The organism is Methylobacter sp., assembly GCF_036845245.1.
Lineage (GTDB): Bacteria > Pseudomonadota > Gammaproteobacteria > Methylococcales > Methylomonadaceae > Methylobacter_A.
Window position 1 is genome coordinate 28,928 of sequence record NZ_DAIUEH010000027.1, and the last position, 18,614, is coordinate 47,541.

An 18,614-nucleotide genomic window follows, 5' to 3' on the forward strand; every position below is an offset into this window, starting at 1 on the left:
AATGGCGAAAGCGTCAATTACCTTTGAAGATATTAATATCACTGTTTCGGCGCCTGCGGGCACCCGGGTGATCGAGATTTCCGAAAAGGTCGGTTCAGGTATTACTTACGGCTGCCGTGAAGGCGATTGCGGTACTTGCATTATGAAAGTAACCGAAGGCTGGAACAATCTGGCCGAACCGTCAGTACTTGAAGATAAAGTCCTGCGCGAAAACATGGCCGGTAAACACAATCGCCTGGCTTGCCAGGCACAAGTATTGGGCGGAACAATCAAGGTTCGGCCGGTTTAACAAACACACGTTTTGCATTCCCACGCCTCGCGTGGGAATGCAGATAAGAATAAAGGTCGGTGGATTCCACGCGGAAACACGCGACAGCACAATCAGACTCATAAGGAGTAAATCATGGCTTTAGTTACTTTTTCAAATCCCGAATACCGGGATAAAACCGTCTATGCCGTAGCAGGCAGTCATACAGAGACGCTTTTAAAACTGGCGCGGGAAAACAAAATCCCGATCAATTATGAATGCGAAGACGGCGAATGCGGCACTTGTCTGGTAAAAGTCAGCAGCATCGATAAAAAGCACCAACGTATGGGCGGCCCTTTAACCGAAAAAGAGAAAGAAGTACTGCGGGTTAGCGGCAAAATCAGCAAAGAAGAAATGGATCAAATGATCGTTGACGATATACCGTCGCCCTGGCGTCTGGCTTGCCAGATGATAGTCAGGGATGAAGATATTCTAGTCGAATATTAATCATGTCTGCCGCCCTCCAACTCCATGACGACCGGGAACAAATTTATTCCCGGCTAAAATCCAATATGCCTGACAGGCTGTCGCCTAATCATGAATGGCTGGCTTGTATGATGGCTAGTTGGTGCGCCGGACAAGGCGTTTTACCCGACTATATGGGCTTGGAGCGCGAGCAGTTTAATGACTTAACAAACCATCTTTTTCCCGGCAGCAGCATTATTCCGGCTCATGCGCCATCGGGTAGCAAGCTGGACTTTAGCCGAATGCTGGAAAAAGATGACCTGGTTAACCTGCTTAAACAGTTCAGTAACCCCGATATTATCGAAATAGACTGGGTCATTGGCGTTATCGTGGCCGGTAGCCTGGGTAGCGATCACTTATGGCAGGATCTAGGTCTTTGGTCGCGCTCGCAATTGAGTGCCATGCTGCTATACAACTTTCCCGAATTAGCCGTAAAAAACGACAAGGACATGAAATGGAAAAAATTCTTGTACAAACAGCTTTGCGAAGCGGAAGGCTTATACCTGTGTCGCGTACCCTCTTGTGAGGTATGCGCAGACTATTCCAAATGTTACGGTTCTGAGGAATAGAGCCTAAAGTTTAATGTCCGAATCAGCGTTCAATATTGATCACTTTAAACAATCGACAGAGTTTGCAGCCGGTTCTGCATTGGGCATATTGAACATTTAATTTAATTGAAGCGGCCGACCAATCCTGACGGTTCTTCTCATCACTTCGATTGGCAAAGAACATATTCTGTTATTAGATATTGCTGAAAGGAAGCGTATATCACTTTGGGGCATCTACATCCTGAAGTTCGCCATAGTCGGCACTTAACAGTCCCAATCATAAAATAGAAAAAGGAAATAGCATCATGTTAAGTAACTTGAAAAATTCCGGTCAGTTAACTATCAAAATGCGCTTTACGATAATTTTAAGCACTTTGATCATCGGTTTTTCACTGTTTGGTTTCGCAACATTCAAAGCCATGAATACGCTTAATGTGAATGGCCCCATATACCAGAGTATCGTTCAAGGTAAAGATATTATTGCCGATGTCCTGCCGCCGCCTGAATACATCATCGAATCCTATCTGGTGACGCTGCAATTAACTCAAACTGCCGATCCGTCTGAAATCAGCGCTTTGATAGCGCGTCTTCAAACGCTAAAAACCGACTACGATTCTCGCCATCGTTATTGGTTAGGCCAGACGTTGGAACAAGAGCTCCATATTCCGTTACTTCAAGCCTCTTACCAGGCAGCACAAGACTTTTATAATGAGGCCGACCATTATTTCCTGCCGGCCATTCAGGCAGGAGACCGCGACGCATCGCAAGCCAGCCTCCAGAAAATGCGCCATGCCTATGAACAACACCGTACCGCTATCGATAAAGTGGTGCAACTTACGACCGCTCGCAATGTAACGGATGAGACACAAGCTCTAAGCACCATCCACCGGTACAGCATTCTCCTGATCGGTATTTTCGCTTTCAGCGTTGCGGTCGCCGTTGCGTTGACGATCATAATCAGCCGCGGCATTATTCGTCAATTGGGCGGTGAGCCAAGCGATGTCGCCGACTTGGCCATAAACATTGCCGCCGGCAAACTGGATAATGCGATAGCGCTTAAGAAAAACGATAACGGCAGTTTACTGGCCACGATGAAAGACATGCAGCAACAATTGCTTGAGCGCATTACAGCGGATCGCCAAATAGCCAACGAAGCCCTGCGCATCAAGACCGCTCTGGATAGCATCAGTGCCAATGTGATGATCGCCGATAACGAACGCAATGTCATTTATATGAACCCGGCCGTGCATAATATGCTGCGACTGGCCGAATCCGACATTCGCAGGTCCATTCCGCATTTTGAGTTCGACAATCTACTGGGATCCAGCATCGATTCTTTTCATAAAAACCCGGCACACCAGAAAGAATTGCTGGCGCAGTTCAGCTCGACTTTACGAAGCGAGATTACTATCGCAGGGCGCACTTTTTACCTGGTTGCGAACCCGATCAATAATGAACGCGGCGAAAAACTCGGCGTCGTGGTGGAATGGAAAGATCGAACCGCCGAAGTCGAAATTGAGCTGGAAGTAGCCAAAATAGTGAATGCCGCCGTACAAGGCGATTTCACCCAACGCTTTGACTTACAGGGCAAGGAAGGCTTCTTCCGTGAACTGAGCGTTGCTATCAACGAACTGATGGAAACCAGTGAAACCGGTCTCAATGAAGTGGTCCGCGTACTTGAAGCATTGTCCCGCGGCGACCTGACCGAAACCATTACCAACAACTATTCCGGTACTTTCGGACAACTCAAGGATGACTCCAATACCACAGTAGAAAAGCTTAAAGCGATTATTAACCAAATCAAAGCGACCACCGACAGCATTAACACAGCGTCTAAAGAAATTGCCGCAGGCAACAATGATTTGTCTCATCGGACCGAGCAGCAAGCCGCCAGTCTGCAACAAACCGCGGCCAGCATGGAAGAATTGACCTCCGCCGTGCAACACAATGCTACCAACGCCCAACAGGCCAACAAGCTTGCGGTTAACGCATCCGACATCGCGGGCAAAGGCGTTGAAGTCGTCAACCAAGTCGTCATGACCATGAATGACATCAACGAATCTTCGCATAAAATCGGGGATATTATTTCGGTCATCGACGACATCGCGTTCCAGACCAACATTCTCGCGCTCAATGCCGCAGTAGAGGCGGCCCGTGCCGGTGACCAAGGCCGTGGTTTCGCCGTTGTCGCCGTGGAAGTGCGCAATCTTGCCCAACGTGCCGCGACGGCTGCCGGAGAAATTAAAGACCTGATTAATGATTCGGTAACCAAAGTCTCAGGAGGCAGTAAGCTGGTTGCTCAAGCGGGGCTGACGATGGAAGAAATTGTCAACTCCATCCGCGGCGTCACCAACATGATGTCCGAAATCACCACCGCCTCCGCCGAACAAAGTTCCGGCATCGAACAGGTTAATATGGCGATCGCTCAAATGGATGACGTAACCCAACAAAATGCCGCTCTGGTGGAACAGGCCTCAGCGGCAGCGGAATCGCTGGAAGAGCAGGCACAAGGCCTGGTCGTCACAATGCGCAGTTTTAAAGTGGACGATAACTTGCTTAACCCGGCCCACTCTTTTTATCTGCCTACTGTACGAAGAGAAATAAAACCCGCACAAACAAATACAGGTAAAAATTCACTGCTCAAGCGACTCCAATTACAGCCTACTAGTAATAACGATTGGGAAGAGTTTTGATGCCATATTCAATCGATGTTAAGCATGTCCAATGGCAGGACTTGCTTAGGCTGAGGCGCGCACGGCTGACGGAATAGTTCAACACAGAACACAGGGTCAAACAGCCCTGTCTTCTCAAATGTCATCAGTAAGCTGAACTATACAGCGTAATCTAACAAACCGATGCCAACCCAGCCAAAGCCTATCGTTGTGACAATAAAACTGATAGCCGAGTAGACTCTCCAGGCTGTTTTTTCCCAAAAAGCCGGATCAAAGGCAGCAACGACAAACACGCAAGGATTAGTGATGCCGCCGATTACTACCAGCCAGCAAGCCGTAACCGATAACGGCACTTTGACCGCATAAAACCCCAGACAGAACAAAGCCATTAACGCAAAATCTATATGCGCCCTGATCAATGTTTTATAGTCGGTAAGGAATTCGCCATCAATGCCTTTGACAGGAAACCATCTTGCAAAAGTCATCAGCCATGCCGAAGCCAAAACGGCAAAAATCATCAGCACAGCGCCAATTAATAATATTTCCATCGCATTATCCCATTTCTTATAGTTATAAAAATATACAGACCGGTCTGTATATTGACAGCGCAGTATACCGACCGGTATAGTGACAATCAACCTGTTTTCTATTACCCTCCCCTATGTCATTAAACCTGCAAGAAAAAATCCTGCAAGCCGCATCAGAGCTGTTTTATAGCCAAGGCATCAGGGCGACCGGCGTCGATGCGATTGCCAAAGCGGCGAACACTACAAAAATGAGTCTGTATAAATACTTCTCTTCCAAGGATGAGTTGGTGCTTGCCTTTCTGCGCAAGCGGGATGAAGACTTTCGAATCTGGTTTGTCGATCAGGTTAACGGCAAGGCCGATACGCCCAAGACCAAGTTACTGGCGGTATTTGACGTGATTGATGAATGGATGGTTATTCCTGAATTTCGCGGTTGCGCCTTTATCAATGCCGCGGCCGAATTTCCGCTTGAAGGCAACCCGGTGCATCAGGTGTCTGCCGAGTTTTATGATCATTTTAGAAACTATATTGCCGGTCTGGCTAAACAGTGCGGTTCGAAATCGCCGGAAAGCCTGGCGTTACAATTAAGCCTGCTGGTCGAAGGAGCTATCGTTTCGGAACAGATGAAGCGTCATTCAGGCTCCGCCGAACAGGCCAAGCAGGCCGCCATGGTGCTTATCGAGAGTAGCTTAAGCCCAGACATCTTTACTAACCCTAATGAGGAGCAACAATGAGTGAGTTTTACCATGAAGGCAGCCGCCAATTGCAAGACCGTTTCGAGACCCGGCCCATGGCCGACCGTCTGGTCGAAGCGATAGTCAGCGACCAAATCAGCCCGGAAGACAAAGCGTTTATCGAAGAACAGAACATGTTTTTTTTCGCCACGGTGGATCGGGACGGACGTCCCAGTTGTTCCTACAAAGGCGGCAGCGTTGGTTTGGTCAAGGTTATCGATGAACAAACCCTGGCTTTTCCCCTCTACGACGGCAGCGGCATGTACCTGTCGGCAGGCAATGTATTGGTTAACGAGCATGTCAGCCTGTTGTTCGTCGACTTTCAGCGCCAAGCCCGTCTTCGTTTCAACGGCGACGCGTTCATACAGGACGATGATCCTTTGCAAAATCACTGGCCCGAAGCGGAGTTGGTATTACGGGTAAAACTGCGGGAAATGTTCCCCAACTGTCCGCGTTATATCCATAAAATGACGTTGGTCGAAGAGTCGGCGTTCGTGCCCAAACAACATTGCGAAACGCCGGTACCGGCCTGGAAGCGGCTGGAAGTGGTCGCCGACGTATTACCGCCGCGCGACGCCCATCTGGCCGGTAATGAGCAGGATGCAGCCGCCGCGTTAAACCGCGACTAGTACTCAGTCAATCTTGTTTTGTCGGGTGGTAATTTAATTGTGGGAGCGGCTTTAGCCGCGATTGTCGCGGCTAAAGCCGCTCCCACATAGCCTTCTTCACTCGACATTATAAATTTGACTGAGTACTAGATCCTATATTGTCTTGCATACGCGGCACACCCTTGTATCTTAATCCATGTTATGGTTAGCTACCTTGACACTGAGACAGAAGCAGCTTGAATCCTTATTATCTGATGTTAAAAATTACCCATTGCCATCGGCATAGTTTCTATCGCCGTCCTAAATTCTAACATTAGACAAGACGATATGATCGTCTGCAATTGGCCGGTAGTCACGTAGGCGGGCATGCTGTTTATGCCCGACACCAACAGGCGCAAAATGGTCCTGCAACGAAAAGATGTTGCCCGATCTACTTGGCTATCTTTTCTGTCATTAAATGTTGAAATTAAACGATGAGGTTGTTATGTCAAAAAAAGATGATGACGAAGCATCAAAAAACATTAAAACGATTTTATTGGTTCTTACTGGTGTGCTGATATGGATAGTGCTTCAATCGTTTACAGGTATTCCATTGAAGATGTAATTACACCACCTAATAATCTTGTTGCTCTAGTCACGTAGGATGCGCTAAACAAAGTAAAGCGCATCCTTGTAGTTCTTACATCATCTGCCGATGCATTTTTGCCATGCTCAAGTTTTCTTCTGCGGCTTTTTCATAAACATCAATCAACCTTTGACAACTCGCTTTTAAATCTTCAGCTTGCCTGCCGTAGAGATAGCTTTTCGACTCATATTGGCTCAGCAGTTTCTTGTCTTGGTCGGCTTTAGTCCGCATTTCTTCCGCCGCTTCCTGATAATGTTCCGCCAACGCCTCATGATCGGCTTTGGTTTCGCTTCGCATAGCCAAGTAGTCCATGTCGGTCGGCTGCGGATTGATATTGGTGCAAGCGCTCAGTAACCCCATAACCAAAAACAGGGGAATCAGTAATTTTGTTTTCATGGTTTTTCTCCGGAGAAATTCAAAACGACATCGTTTTTTCAGGTAGTTAGGCAGAATAGAGAGTTCACCTTCTTCAATCAATAAGCGCTGTTACCTATCGGATGAACCCTCTATTGAGCTGAAATACCCGTCGCAGGTATTTTTCGTGGTTTATAACTCGTGCCTTAATAACCCCGGCTTTGGCTTGCGCGCCTCCTGAAACTGTAACGCCATGCTGTAGATGACCGGGAATATCAACAGACTCAATGTCAGCACAGTCAGCATTCCACCCAACGCCGGGGCGGCGATACGTTGGGTAACATCGGCACCTGCGCCGGTAGCCCACATAATCGGAATCAAACCCACAATATTCGCAAGAGCGGTAATCGCCACAGGCCTCACCCGCATAGCTGTAGCAGCCTCGCTGGCGGCCCTGATTTCGTCGCCGGTCAACGGCGCCTGTTTTTGCTCCCGCAGTTTTTCAATTTCAATATCGATAAAACTTAACACCATAACGCCGGTTTCGGCGGCGGTACCGGCAAGCGCGATAAAGCCGACGTAAACCGCAACCGACAAATTGAATCCCATCCAGTACACCAGCCAAATGCCGCCAACCAAGCTAAACGGAATGGTCAGCATCACAATGGCCGGTTCGGTGATATTGCGGAACGCGCAATACAACAGGACAAAAATCAGTACCAGTATAAGCGGCACGACCAACCGCAATCGTTCTGCGGCCCGTTCCATGTATTCGAACTGGCCTGACCAGGTGACGGTGTAACCTGCGGGTATAGTGACCTGTTCGGCCAGCTTTTGTTTCGCTAGCGTGACGTAGCCGCCGATAGCGGTTGATCGGGTTACGCTGTTCGGGAATGATCTTGCCGCGGACAAAGTAACCCATCAACACCGGCATCAACGTGACCGTCAGTATCGCCGCTGCCGCCATCGCGTAGGATTTGGTAAAAGCCAGCGGACTGAACAATCGGCCTTCCTGCGCCTGCATCGTGATGATCGGCAGGAACGAAACGGTAATGACCAGCAGCGAGAAAAACAGCCCGGAGCCTACTTCCGCAGCCACCAATTCCGATTGAAAACAGTCATCTGTTTCGACGCATTGCCGGCCACTGATTCCGGCACATCCACCACCATTTACGATAGAATTGCTCCAAAGTGACTGCCAGCTTCTGGCCGTCGCGAATAGGTGCTATCGCCCATAACTGCCGGTTGGTTCCCTAAACCGGACGGTCGTGACGTGTTGCAAATGACCAGAAGCAGACGACCATGAATGTATCTAAATTACTAAAATCGCCCGGAACAATTTCAGTCGCATCAACCACTACGCTATGGCCACCACGCGGCAATGGGGAGCTGTCAGACGAGCCAATGCGACCGCCGCCTTCTCGGCACGATATTCCTGAATAAAGCCGATTATCGCGTTCAGGATTACGATGGCAATAATGGCGATGCCGTCTACAGTTTCACCCAGTGCGGCGGAAACCGCCGCCGCACCGATCAGCGACCAGATAACCAGACTTTTGAACTGACGTGCAAAAATGACCAATGCCGAAAATCGTTTGCCCTTGCGTAGTTTATTTTGTCCGTACCGGGTGAGCCGATTTTTCGCTTCATTGACAGAAAGCCCTTGCTCCACATCGGCCGCGAGAAGGCTTGCTACCTCGTTAATCGATAATTTGTGCCATAACGTTCATAGTGCTGTTCTCCCATTAACTAACGGCCAAAAAATAGCGGGCTATGCTGTGTTGTAGCATCGCCTCCAGCCGATGTTCTTCAACATCGCTGATCTTCTGATAAAGATCGGGAGCGAGCCTCACAAAAATTTTCACCAACTGTGGATCGAAATGACTGCCGCTGTCCTGTTCGAGCATAGCGATGGCTTCGGGCATTGTCCACGACTCCTTATACGGGCGCTTGGAAGTCAGGGCGTCGAACACATCCACGATGGCGAATATCCGCGCATTCAAGGGAATCGCTTCAGCCTTGAGTCCCTGCGGATAACCCGTACCATCGTATTTCTCATGATGAAATTTCACGACGTCCATGGCGCCGCTTAGCCAGCTGGATTTACTCAGAATATCCACGCCCAGCGAGACGTGCGTTTTCATGATCTCGAACTCTTCCGGCGTCAATTTTCCCGGTTTCAGTAAGATCGGATCGCGAATGCCTATTTTGCCGACATCATGCAAAAAAGCACCGGTAATCAGATCGTGAATAGCTTCATGGGCGAGCTCAATCGCCTCGCCAAGCCGTAGCGCATAAAACGTTACCCGGTAGTTATGACTATTGGTATCGGAGTCGCGTTCGGCAATCGCGCACCCGAGCACATTCATCAGCTCCAGGTTACCTTTCAGCAAATCGCCGGACAATTTGATCAGTCCCCGGTTGAGCGTCAAGATGATCGGATACATCAACAGGATGGTAAACGTGATACCGATGGTGACAAACAGCTGTGTGCGCAGCAGATCGTCCTTGATCGAGTCGAGGGTCTGCCGATCGACTTGATAGATGCCTTCGAAATAACCGGTCAACGAGTCCTGGACGTCTTTCAGTGGAACCAGGATGACCAGCAACAATTCGCCACGGATAAAATGGAACTCATGGGAAAATTCACCCACCTGTGGAAATCGATGACGATAGTGTTCGATGCCCTGTTCGGCGGCCTCCTTCCCCAGCCTAATGGTTTCGAGCTGGAGTTGTTTATTGCGGTCATACAATTCGACGATCAGGAAATGTTGGTTGACCAGTTGCTGTGACAATTCCACCAGATGTTGTCGAGCTGCGGAATCAAGCCGTTCCAAATTATGAGCGGACTCTCCGCTGAAAGTCTCGGATTCCTTGAGCGCGAGTTCATGCACGGACTGCTGGATACGATTGACCTCCAGCCATAAAACGCCGCCTCCGACCGCTACGCTGAGGAACAACCAACCCAGAAACAGCCGGATCAGGATTTTCCGGTGAATAAACCGGCCCGTAGCAAGCGCTACGCTGAAATCGGTACTACCGTTCATTGATTGTCCACGTTGCGATCTTTACTTTCTTGCAGGCGGCAAAATCCTTGTGCAGGCAAATCCAGGGCGCTGTTAAATTTGCTGGATAAATTCTGAAAGGCAATGAGCCCGGTCAGTTCGATTATTTCATCTTCGGTAAAGCATTCATGCATGCGCTGAGACAAGTCATCATCAACCCGCCGGTCGGTATAAGTCACCGCCTCGGCATACTCCAGGACAAGCCTTTCTTTGTTATCGAACAGCTCGCTTTCTTGCCATCGCTCAAGGGCTTCCACCTTGTTCATGGAGCCTGTTCTTTTCGCCAATACGGCGGAGTTGATATCGATACAAAAACGGCAGCCATTTATTTGCGACACTCTCACCGTAACCAAGGATCGTAGAACCGTATCGATAGGGCTGCTTTTTCTGTCCAGCACCCCATAGAGCAGGGCTATCGCTGCAAATAACCTGGGGACTCTGGCCCAAATCAACGCAGGCTTAAGGATTTGTCCGTATTTTCTTTTTTGATTCCAAAAGAACGGACGAAGGTACCCTGGGTAACTGGAAATAGGTCTTTCTGTCACTCTCATGCGCTTCTCCTATTTGACTTCTACCTTATGCGGTTTTTGCAATTTTTTTCATGATGTGGTGATCATCACCAAATTTACAAAGGGCATCGCAATGCTGCCGAAGCTCAGAAAATAAAATATATTCAATCGGAGCCTTGATTTGCTTGATCGAAGGCCTTAAGAGCTGTAGAACTACGTCCTTCTCTCTACTATCGGGTACCACTAAATAAAAAGTCTCGTTTCCGGTAGCAATGGAATAAGACAGGTCGGTCAGTCGTAAAATTCCAGAATAAATACTGGTGCTTTTTTCAACTTCAAAGGCACAAAGCACATTATTTGTCCCTTTCTCAAACCATAACACATCTATCAATTTGATCGTATTGGCGGTTTCTTTATCACAATTGATAGCGGGAAACTTATCGGGACTCATAAACGAAAAACTACTTCCTGCATAAGACCTTGAGCGGTCATTTGAAGCCACAAAAGCATCGTAACCCAAGCTTTGGCCGATCTTCAAAAGATGAAACTGCATTTCGGAATGGAGGTTTGCTTCCTGTTTTTCGTCTTGAATTTCTTTTTGGCGTTTTACAATGTTTTTTTCTAATTTATTTCGTTCGTCTTCACTTAGATATTCGCCATTGCCGATCAGCATTTTTTGTGTGCCAATTTCAAAACACAAACCTGCAATCGCTCCCAAATCGTTAGAAAGTTGAGCTTTATGTTTGTTGTTGGTTTCAATCAATACTTCTCTGATTTTTAGGTATTCAGTCCAAGAACCTAATTTCTTTTTATCATTAAATAAAGCGTTAAACCCATTAAGGATGGCAGTATTGAAAGGCGGGAACAACGTCGGATGCAAAAAATATAAAATACTCGCTACAGCGGGCCCCAACCCTTTTATTTTTAGAGCATCTAATCGTACTATTTCTTTAATAACTTGTTCTTCGGATTTAGCATTAATACAGTTTTCCAGGAATTGACCCAAGGCAGTTTTATTACTTTGATTTTCATAAATATCGGGTATGCGTAATTTAGGTTTCCAATAAAAAGGATGAGATACCCCGACAAACACCTGTTTTTGTTCGGCAATACAGTTCAAAACAAACTCTAAAGAACTTCCCTTGAAATCGTTGGGAAAAGTTCTGTTTTTAATATCTTCCACCACCTGAAAAACCCCTCTGCGAATGGTGCGAAAGGCTTTAAGGCGTTGGTCATTGTCAATAAACCACGTATTGTAGACACTTTCCGTATCAACTTTATATAGTGTGATTATTTGTAAGAGGTTGTTCATTTTTTATGGTTTTGTGAAAATAACATATTTAAAGAGAATAGCTTACGAAACAGCTAAGCTTTATCCATTGACAAATTAATTACGGAGCTAACCTGACGCTCGTAACGACACAAAAGATCGTAACAGCATAGCCAGCGAGTTTTCCACTCGCTGGCTATGCTGGCTAGTGGAGTATTATATTTGGCGATGCATCTTCGCCATTTCCAGATTTTCCTTGACGGCTTTTTCATAGACATCAATCAGCTTTAGGCAATGCGCTTTTAAATCTTCCGCCTGCCTACCGTAGAGATAGCTTTTTGACTCATATTGGCTAAGAAGTTTTTTGTGCTCATCAACCTTAACCTGCATTTCATTGGCTGCTTCCTCATAGTGTTTCGCCAGTGCTTCATGATCGGCTTTGGATGATGCACTTTGCACAGCTTGGCTCATATCCATTGGATGCGGGTTCATCTCGGCGCAAGCGGACAGCAAACCAAGAGATAAAGCTAAGGTAATCAGTAATTGTGTTTTCATGAGTTTCTCCAAAATAATTTATATAGTTCAAATGATCGTTTTTTCATGTTGTTAGTTAGCCTGTTATCAGTTTTACCTCCTTATATAGTGTGTAGGGTGAACAATGAAATCCAGTTTTTTAGCAAATGCTGAGTTACTAAATCCGGCATGATTGGTATTTAAAACGAACGCCCTTTATCCCAAGGATGCCCCTGTCCACCAGGATGTGATGAGTAGACGTTTTTAATGACTTTAGTATGTGATGCGCACGAAGAAACAGTGAGCAATAAAAGTGCGATTAATAAAACAAGTTTTCGACCTCTAAATAATGTATTCATGTTTTCTTTCCGAGAGTTTTGCCCACCCGAGATTCCGTTTTCGGCAAAAGCAGTTTTAAACCGTCCTGCTTCCCAGCTTTGAGTTCCCATCCCTTCCAGATTGAGTAGATCGCTGGGATCACGAGAAGCGTGAGGATGGCAGAGGTAAGCATCCCGCCGATCATCGGAGCGGCGATACGTTTCATCACATCAGCACCTGTCCCGTGGCTCCACATGATCGGGAATAGTCCGCCCATAATAGCCACGACAGTCATCATTTTGGGTCGTATCCGTTGCACACTTCCCTCGATAATTGCCTCCGCCAAATCCGCTTTGGTCTGCATACGCCCCTGCGCTTTGCGCCTGTGATAGGCCTCATCGAGATAGACGATCATTACAACGCCAGTCTCGGCCGCAACGCCCCCCAGCGCAATGATACCAACCCATACCGCCACGCTGAGGTTGTAATCCAAGAGGTATAGGTACCAGAACCCACCGACGAGCGCGAAAGGAACTGAAATCATAACGATCAGCGACTCTGTCACGGAATGGAAATTGAAATAGAGCAGCAGGAAGATCAGGAATATCGTCAGTGGAAGCACCAATCGCAATTTTTCTGCGGCTCTCTGCATGTACTCGTATTGCCCAGACCAAGTCATGATATATCCGGGCGGTAGTTTCACCTGCTTAGTGACGGTAGCCTTGGCTTCCTCGACAAAACCGCCAAGGTCGCGATCACCGACATCGACATAGATATAGCCAGTCAACATCCCTGCCTCACTGCGGATAGTGGCGGGACCTCGGCTCCGCACGACATCGACAAGCTGTGATAAGGGAATCAGACTGCCTCCGGGCGTCGGAACCAAAATTCGATTCAAACTACTCTCATCGTTTCGCAGATCTGCTGCGTAGCGCATGTTGATTGTGTAGCGCTCACGACCTTCGATGGTGGTGGTAATTGGCTTCCCGCCGATGGCGGATTCGATGACATCCTGCACATTTTCAACCGTGAGACCGTAGCGGGCAATCTCTATCCGCTTGATGTTGAAGTCGAGGAAATATCCTCCATTTACCCGCTCGGCGTAAACATTGCGCGCTCCAGGCACCATCTTCACTACCCCTTCGATCTCTTTTCCCATCTGTTCAATTACCGCCAGATCGGGACCGGATATCTTGATCCCCACGGGCGTTCGGATTCCTGTGCTCAGCATGTCCGTTCTAGCCTTGATGGGCATAGTCCAGGCATTGGAAATCCCGGGTAGTCGCAGCCGTTGATTCATCTCATCAATCAGCTTATCCCAAGTCATTCCTGGCCGCCATTGGTCTTCAGGCTTCAAGGTAATTACCGTCTCAATCATTTCAAGTCCCGCCGGGTCGGTCGCCGTGTCCGCCTTGCCGGCTTTGCCGAAGACATGCTCGACCTCTGGGAATTGTTTTATTATGCGATCTTGCTCCTGTAGCACGCGAGTTGATTCCGTGACAGACTGACCCGGAAACCCCAAAGGCATGTACAAGATCGTGCCTTCATTCAATGGCGGCATAAATTCCGATCCGAGTTTCTCGAAAACCGGTATCGATGCTGCTAGCAGGATCGCGGCGATGAAGACCGTCGCCCAGCGAAAGCGTAGCACCGCTTTTACGATAGGTTCGTAGCCTGCGACCAGAAGCCGATTCAACGGGTTTTTTTCAAGCGGCGTGATTCGTCCCTTGATGAGCAAAACCATCAAGAGTGGCACCACCGTGATTGAGAGAAACGCGGCGAAGAACATTGAGAAGGTCTTGGTGTAGGCGAGTGGCTTGAAGAGGCGTCCTTCCTGCGATTCCAGCGTAAAGACAGGGAGAAACGAGACCGTAATGACAAGAAGTGAAAAGAAGAGAGGTCGGCCAACTTCCTTGGCCGCATCGATAAGTACCCTCTGCCGTGTTTCAGGACTCTGATCCGGGGCTTCTTCCAGCCTTTTATGGGCGTTCTCGATCATGACGATGGCCGCATCCACCATAGCTCCCACGGCAATTGCAATACCGCCGAGGGACATGATGTTCGAGCTAAGCCCTAAGTAATACATCGCCAAGAACGAGAGCAAAATAGCGATCGGCAAGGTTAGAATTGCCACTAGGGCGGAACGGAGGTGAAAAAGGAAGACAAAGCAGACCACGCTCACCACGATTGTCACTTCAATGAGTTTTTCTTTTAAGGTGGCAATCGAGCGTAGAATCAGTTCTGAACGATCATAGACCGGAACAATCTCGACTCCTTCCGGGAGTGCCGTTTTGATCGTGGCGATTTTGTCCTTGATACGTTCGATTACTTTCAGGGCATTTTCACCGAAGCGCATCACCACGATGCCGCTGACCGCGTTCCCTTCGCCGTCAAGATCCGAGATACCCCGCCGCATTTCGGGACCCAGGGCGACATGGGCAATATCGCGCATCAAAATAGGCGTACCCTCCTCGTTGGTGCCGACGGCTATTTGTTCAATATCGTTGATCGAACGAACATAACCGTGACCGCGCACCAAGAATTCCGCTCCGGCAAACTCGATCACGCGCCCACCAACCTCATTGTTGCTTTGTCGAATCCGTTCCATGATGTCACGAGGCGATAGCTTGTAAGCCAACAATTTAGTAGGGTCAAGATGTACTTGGTACTGTTTTTGAAAGCCGCCCAGGCTGGCGACATCGGATACTCCAGGAACCGCCTTGAGCCAATAGCGCATAGACCAATCCTGTAGTGTTCTAAGCTCGGCAAGACTGTGTTTGCCGGTGCGATCGACCAAGGCATATTCATAAACCCAGCCCACCCCGGTTGCATCAGGACCGAGTTCTGGCACTACGCCAGCGGGTAAGCGTTTGACTGCTCCCGCCAAATATTCCAGTACCCGGGAACGTGCCCAGTAAATATCAGTGCCTTCTTCAAAAAGAATGTAAACGAAAGAATAGCCGAAGAACGACAAACCCCGCACCGCAGTAACCTTGGGTGCCGAAAGCATCTGCGTCACGAGAGGATAGGTCACCTGATCTTCGATTAGCGTCGGGTTTCTGCCTTCCCATTCGGTGTATATGATCACCTGAACGTCCGAGAGGTCAGGAATGGCATCAAGCGGAGTGCGTAAGAGAGCCCACACACCCCAAGCTGCGAAAAATGCGACTCCGAGAAATACAAGAAACCGATTCTTCGAACTGTATTCAATAATTTTTTCGATCATTGAACTGTCTCCTGAGGCATGCCTGGCATTTTCATAGCTGGCTTGGTCTCTGAAGGCTTTTGTTCAGGTACTGGAAGAATAGAAGGCATTGAGTCAGTTCTTTTCTTTTCCATTTCCATACCAGGCATCCCCATCATCCCCAGCGCGGATTGAAGCTGGCTCTCTGAATCAATCAGAAAAGCCGCTGAGGTTACCACCCGCTCCCCGGATGTAACTCCCTTCAACACCTCGTAGTAGCCATCGGCGTTGACTCCAATCTGAACATCGCGAGGTTCCAAATGTCCCTGACTATGATCTACGAATAAAATATTTCGCGTCCCGGAATTCAGTATCGCTCCTTCCGGAACGACCAGACGCATTCCCAGCGGGATTTGTAACTCGACGTTGGTGTACATATCGAGCTTAAGCTTTTGACCGGGATTATCCAGCTCGAACCGCACCTTCGCGGTACGGGTTTTTGGATCTAGGTTGGGATAGATAAAGGTTATCCGTGCTGTGAGCACAGTCTTTGGATCATAGGAAAGCGTGACCTTGGCTTCCTGTCCGACGCGAATAAAAGGCAGTTCATATTCGTAGATGTCCGCCAATATCCAGATATGCGAGAGGTCGGCGATCATATACAGTTCTGTCTGCGGCGTCACATAAACGCCTTCCCGCGCTCCAATGTTTACGACGCTGCCATTAAACGGTGAGTGGATGTGCAAATTCTTCTCGGCCTTGCGTGTCGCCTCCAGCGTGCTTATCTGGTGTGCTGGTACATCCAGCCAGGCCAATCGCTCCCGCGTGCTCTTCACTAGGTTATCGGCGCTTTGGCGGACGTCCTTGTATGGGCTGTTCTTCAACTCCTCCAGACCATTGAGCGCCAGCAGGTATTCTTCCTCGGTAGTTACTAACTGCGGCGAATAGATTTCAAGCAGTTCCTGATTGCGCTTGACCTGTTCTCCGGTCTCATCCACATAGAGTTTGGTAATCCAACCTTCGATCTTGGGATGCAGACGGGTGAGAAGCTGCTCGTCGTAAGTAACTCGACCTACAGTCCGAATAGTCCGTGCAAGCGTTCTCTGCTCGGCGAGAGCCGTGCTTATTCCAAGGTTTTGCAAAGTGACCGGATTGATTGTAATCGTACCGGGTGGTCCATTTTTTTGTACATCTTCCGCATACACGGGAAGATAATCCATGCCCATGTTATCTTTTGTCGGCACAGGAGAGGTGACAGAGGGATTCATAGGATTGCGGTAAAATAAAACTTTTGACTTTTCAGGCTTTTCATCTTCCACATAAACAGGAACATAATCCATGCCCATATTATCCTTTGCCGGTACTGGGGAGGTGTCCGATGGATTCATCTGATTACGATAAAACAAGGGCATCTTGGCTTCTGTTGAGACAATCTCGGATTGTTGTTTGTTTTGCATAGCCAGCCAATACCCGCCGCCAGCACCCACCGCCAGCATCAGCACTGCTGTGATTACTATGTGCTTATTCATAAATTTCCTCATTGCCAACAGCCGCATTTAACTGCGCCAGCGATTGATTGGCTTCGGTAAAGGCTTTCCAGTACTGGGTTTCGTATTCGAACAAGGTAAGCTGACTGCGCAGCAAATTCAGGAAATCGACCTTGTTTACTTGGTAGCCAGACAGCATCGATGCAACGGTTTGTCTTGCTTGCGGAACGATGCCGGTTTCAAACAACACCACTTGATCTTTGGCACGCCGGTAATCGTTATAGCTTTGCGAAATTTGCGAGCGCACCTTGTTCCACTGATCCTGTAACGCGTACTTTTCCTGCATTAACTCGCTGGTGCGTTGGTCTACCGCCTTGGCCTGTTTTTGAGCGGCGAAGATCGGTACATTCATGCTCAGGTTCAAACTTAACAGGTCGGCTCGCCTATCACCAGCCGGTGTGTTGGCTCTAGCGCCGTAAGATGCGCCCAGATTGAAATCAGGCAGATAGTCTTTTTTCGCCAAATCCAAGCGCGATTGTGCGGCGTTAATGCCTTGCCGGTTACCCTCCAGTACGGCTCTTGATGTTTCCGCCTGTCGATAGAGCAAGTTTTCCTGCTTGATGGTCGGCAATTGCGAGTCAATCTTGTCCGGCAAACGGATTTCTTCGTTGGCCGGTTTGTCCAACAGTGCATTCAGGCTGGCAGCGGCATTGCGCCTCGATGCCTTCAGCATCAATTGCTGATCGAGCAGTTTGGATAATTCCAGTTGAGCCAGTAATACATCCTGCTGCAAACCTTCGCCGACTTCATATTTTGTTCTGGCAATCTGAACAAATTGCTGCAACAGCGCATGGTTGCTGTCAACAATTCCAAGCGCTCTGTCCAGGTAAAAAATCAGCCACCAGGTGGTTTTAACCTCACTCAATAACTGCCAGCGTACCTCGGTGATGTTTTGTGTTGCGGCTTCTGCCTCAAAAGCCGCCGCTTGTTCGCGCAAGCTAAGCTTGCCGGGAAAAGGGAAAGCCTGCGAAACGCCCACTCCCAGTTGCGTCATATCTTCCTGCTTGATGTTAAAAGTATTAACCGGCAGGCTCATCGCATTGAAACTGACTTCAGGATCTGGCAGGGTACCCATTTGCGACGGAATAGCCGCCATCGCCTGAGCCCTGGCCTGCATTTGCGCCAGATCGGGATTATCCTGAACGGCCTGCTCGGTCGCGGCTTTTAATGTTAATACTTGCTCGATGACCGGCTGTTCAGCTGCAAATACACAAGCAGAAAACGGCAGTGCAATCAAGCTAAAACACTTGAAAATAATGTGTGGAGACATGCGTCCTCCTATACTCGTTATAAAGTCCGTGAAACGGATAAGTTATGTTGAGTCGGCGCAAGATAATCACCCGAGGGCACTTAATCCCTGGGTTATAA

Annotated in this window: 18 protein-coding genes; 6 read left to right on the forward strand and 12 right to left on the reverse strand. The window is 48.4% G+C overall.

The features are described 5' to 3' along the window. Position 1: 1 nt before the first annotated feature. The 4 genes from V7051_RS13195 to V7051_RS13210 all read left to right on the forward strand — a co-directional run bounded on the left by V7051_RS13195 (position 2) and on the right by V7051_RS13210 (position 4,013). Positions 2-289 (forward strand): 2Fe-2S iron-sulfur cluster-binding protein, encoded by a 288-nt coding sequence (locus V7051_RS13195; RefSeq protein ID WP_333875524.1) that lies wholly within the window; start codon positions 2-4, stop codon positions 287-289. 114 nt (positions 290-403) lie between these two features. Beyond that, positions 404-754 (forward strand): 2Fe-2S iron-sulfur cluster-binding protein, encoded by a 351-nt coding sequence (locus V7051_RS13200; RefSeq protein ID WP_333875523.1) that lies wholly within the window; start codon positions 404-406, stop codon positions 752-754. 2 nt (positions 755-756) lie between these two features. Then, complete coding sequence (locus V7051_RS13205) at positions 757-1,341, forward strand: nitrogen fixation protein NifQ (RefSeq protein ID WP_333875521.1); 585 nt, start codon at positions 757-759, stop codon at positions 1,339-1,341. A 284-nt stretch (positions 1,342-1,625) separates the two neighbouring features. Beyond that, positions 1,626-4,013: a methyl-accepting chemotaxis protein gene (locus V7051_RS13210; protein ID WP_333875519.1), complete on the forward strand. Its 2,388-nt coding sequence runs from the start codon at positions 1,626-1,628 to the stop codon at positions 4,011-4,013. Between the two features lie 137 nt (positions 4,014-4,150). On the opposite strand, the gene V7051_RS13215 is transcribed toward V7051_RS13210, so the two are convergent. Beyond that, on the reverse strand, positions 4,151-4,540 hold the full coding sequence (locus V7051_RS13215; RefSeq protein WP_333875517.1) for a hypothetical protein: 390 nt from the start codon (positions 4,538-4,540) through the stop codon (positions 4,151-4,153). A 113-nt stretch (positions 4,541-4,653) separates the two neighbouring features. Here V7051_RS13215 and V7051_RS13220 point away from each other — a divergent pair, with 113 nt between their 5' ends. Both V7051_RS13220 and V7051_RS13225 read left to right on the forward strand, forming a co-directional pair. Further along, positions 4,654-5,253: a TetR/AcrR family transcriptional regulator gene (locus V7051_RS13220; protein ID WP_333875516.1), complete on the forward strand. Its 600-nt coding sequence runs from the start codon at positions 4,654-4,656 to the stop codon at positions 5,251-5,253. After that, on the forward strand, positions 5,250-5,882 hold the full coding sequence (locus V7051_RS13225) for a pyridoxamine 5'-phosphate oxidase family protein (protein ID WP_333875514.1): 633 nt from the start codon (positions 5,250-5,252) through the stop codon (positions 5,880-5,882). The genes V7051_RS13220 and V7051_RS13225 overlap by 4 nt, the downstream gene beginning before the upstream one ends. A 658-nt stretch (positions 5,883-6,540) precedes the next feature. Here the strand turns inward: V7051_RS13225 and V7051_RS13230 are convergent. The 11 genes from V7051_RS13230 to V7051_RS13280 form a co-directional block, all read right to left on the reverse strand. Continuing rightward, complete coding sequence (locus V7051_RS13230; protein WP_333875512.1) at positions 6,541-6,882, reverse strand: hypothetical protein; 342 nt, start codon at positions 6,880-6,882, stop codon at positions 6,541-6,543. Positions 6,883-7,032: 150 nt separating this feature from the next. Then, positions 7,033-7,575, reverse strand: a complete 543-nt coding sequence (locus V7051_RS13235) for an efflux RND transporter permease subunit (protein ID WP_334168747.1) — start codon at positions 7,573-7,575, stop codon at positions 7,033-7,035. Next, complete coding sequence (locus V7051_RS13240; protein ID WP_334168748.1) at positions 7,481-7,939, reverse strand: efflux RND transporter permease subunit; 459 nt, start codon at positions 7,937-7,939, stop codon at positions 7,481-7,483. The genes V7051_RS13235 and V7051_RS13240 overlap by 95 nt, the downstream gene beginning before the upstream one ends. 258 nt (positions 7,940-8,197) lie before the next feature. Further along, positions 8,198-8,512 (reverse strand): cation-transporting P-type ATPase, encoded by a 315-nt coding sequence (locus V7051_RS13245; protein ID WP_333875508.1) that lies wholly within the window; start codon positions 8,510-8,512, stop codon positions 8,198-8,200. A 73-nt stretch (positions 8,513-8,585) separates the two neighbouring features. After that, the gene (locus tag V7051_RS13250) at positions 8,586-9,887 is read right to left on the reverse strand and encodes an HD-GYP domain-containing protein (RefSeq protein WP_333875506.1); all 1,302 of its coding nucleotides are present in this window, start codon (positions 9,885-9,887) and stop codon (positions 8,586-8,588) included. After that, positions 9,884-10,456 carry a carboxymuconolactone decarboxylase family protein gene (locus V7051_RS13255; RefSeq protein ID WP_333875505.1) on the reverse strand — a complete coding sequence of 191 codons (573 nt, stop codon included), beginning with the start codon at positions 10,454-10,456 and terminating at the stop codon, positions 9,884-9,886. The genes V7051_RS13250 and V7051_RS13255 overlap by 4 nt, the downstream gene beginning before the upstream one ends. A 25-nt stretch (positions 10,457-10,481) precedes the next feature. Continuing rightward, positions 10,482-11,726, reverse strand: a complete 1,245-nt coding sequence (locus V7051_RS13260; protein WP_333875503.1) for a hypothetical protein — start codon at positions 11,724-11,726, stop codon at positions 10,482-10,484. Positions 11,727-11,900: 174 nt separating this feature from the next. Then, positions 11,901-12,239 (reverse strand): hypothetical protein, encoded by a 339-nt coding sequence (locus V7051_RS13265; RefSeq protein WP_333875501.1) that lies wholly within the window; start codon positions 12,237-12,239, stop codon positions 11,901-11,903. A 313-nt stretch (positions 12,240-12,552) separates the two neighbouring features. After that, a complete protein-coding gene (locus V7051_RS13270; protein ID WP_333875499.1) occupies positions 12,553-15,741 on the reverse strand; it encodes an efflux RND transporter permease subunit in 3,189 nt (1,062 codons plus the stop codon). Then, a complete protein-coding gene (locus V7051_RS13275) occupies positions 15,738-17,228 on the reverse strand; it encodes an efflux RND transporter periplasmic adaptor subunit (protein WP_333875497.1) in 1,491 nt (496 codons plus the stop codon). The genes V7051_RS13270 and V7051_RS13275 overlap by 4 nt, the downstream gene beginning before the upstream one ends. Then, positions 17,221-18,516 (reverse strand): TolC family protein, encoded by a 1,296-nt coding sequence (locus tag V7051_RS13280; RefSeq protein WP_333875496.1) that lies wholly within the window; start codon positions 18,514-18,516, stop codon positions 17,221-17,223. The genes V7051_RS13275 and V7051_RS13280 overlap by 8 nt, the downstream gene beginning before the upstream one ends. Positions 18,517-18,614 lie beyond the last annotated feature (98 nt).

Bases quoted from the DNA above. Each gene is read 5' to 3' on its own strand.
- V7051_RS13215 (WP_333875517.1), bottom strand. From the start codon at position 4,540: ATGGAAATATTATTAATTGGCGCTGTGCTGATGATTTTTGCCGTTTTG.
- V7051_RS13280 (WP_333875496.1), bottom strand. From the start codon at position 18,516: ATGTCTCCACACATTATTTTCAAGTGTTTTAGCTTGATTGCACTGCCG.
- V7051_RS13200 (WP_333875523.1), top strand. From the start codon at position 404: ATGGCTTTAGTTACTTTTTCAAATCCCGAATACCGGGATAAAACCGTC.
- V7051_RS13260 (WP_333875503.1), bottom strand. From the start codon at position 11,726: ATGAACAACCTCTTACAAATAATCACACTATATAAAGTTGATACGGAA.
- V7051_RS13225 (WP_333875514.1), top strand. From the start codon at position 5,250: ATGAGTGAGTTTTACCATGAAGGCAGCCGCCAATTGCAAGACCGTTTC.
- V7051_RS13270 (WP_333875499.1), bottom strand. From the start codon at position 15,741: ATGATCGAAAAAATTATTGAATACAGTTCGAAGAATCGGTTTCTTGTA.
- V7051_RS13275 (WP_333875497.1), bottom strand. From the start codon at position 17,228: ATGAATAAGCACATAGTAATCACAGCAGTGCTGATGCTGGCGGTGGGT.
- V7051_RS13255 (WP_333875505.1), bottom strand. From the start codon at position 10,456: ATGAGAGTGACAGAAAGACCTATTTCCAGTTACCCAGGGTACCTTCGT.
- V7051_RS13205 (WP_333875521.1), top strand. From the start codon at position 757: ATGTCTGCCGCCCTCCAACTCCATGACGACCGGGAACAAATTTATTCC.
- V7051_RS13210 (WP_333875519.1), top strand. From the start codon at position 1,626: ATGTTAAGTAACTTGAAAAATTCCGGTCAGTTAACTATCAAAATGCGC.
- V7051_RS13250 (WP_333875506.1), bottom strand. From the start codon at position 9,887: ATGAACGGTAGTACCGATTTCAGCGTAGCGCTTGCTACGGGCCGGTTT.
- V7051_RS13230 (WP_333875512.1), bottom strand. From the start codon at position 6,882: ATGAAAACAAAATTACTGATTCCCCTGTTTTTGGTTATGGGGTTACTG.
- V7051_RS13220 (WP_333875516.1), top strand. From the start codon at position 4,654: ATGTCATTAAACCTGCAAGAAAAAATCCTGCAAGCCGCATCAGAGCTG.
- V7051_RS13195 (WP_333875524.1), top strand. From the start codon at position 2: ATGGCGAAAGCGTCAATTACCTTTGAAGATATTAATATCACTGTTTCG.
- V7051_RS13265 (WP_333875501.1), bottom strand. From the start codon at position 12,239: ATGAAAACACAATTACTGATTACCTTAGCTTTATCTCTTGGTTTGCTG.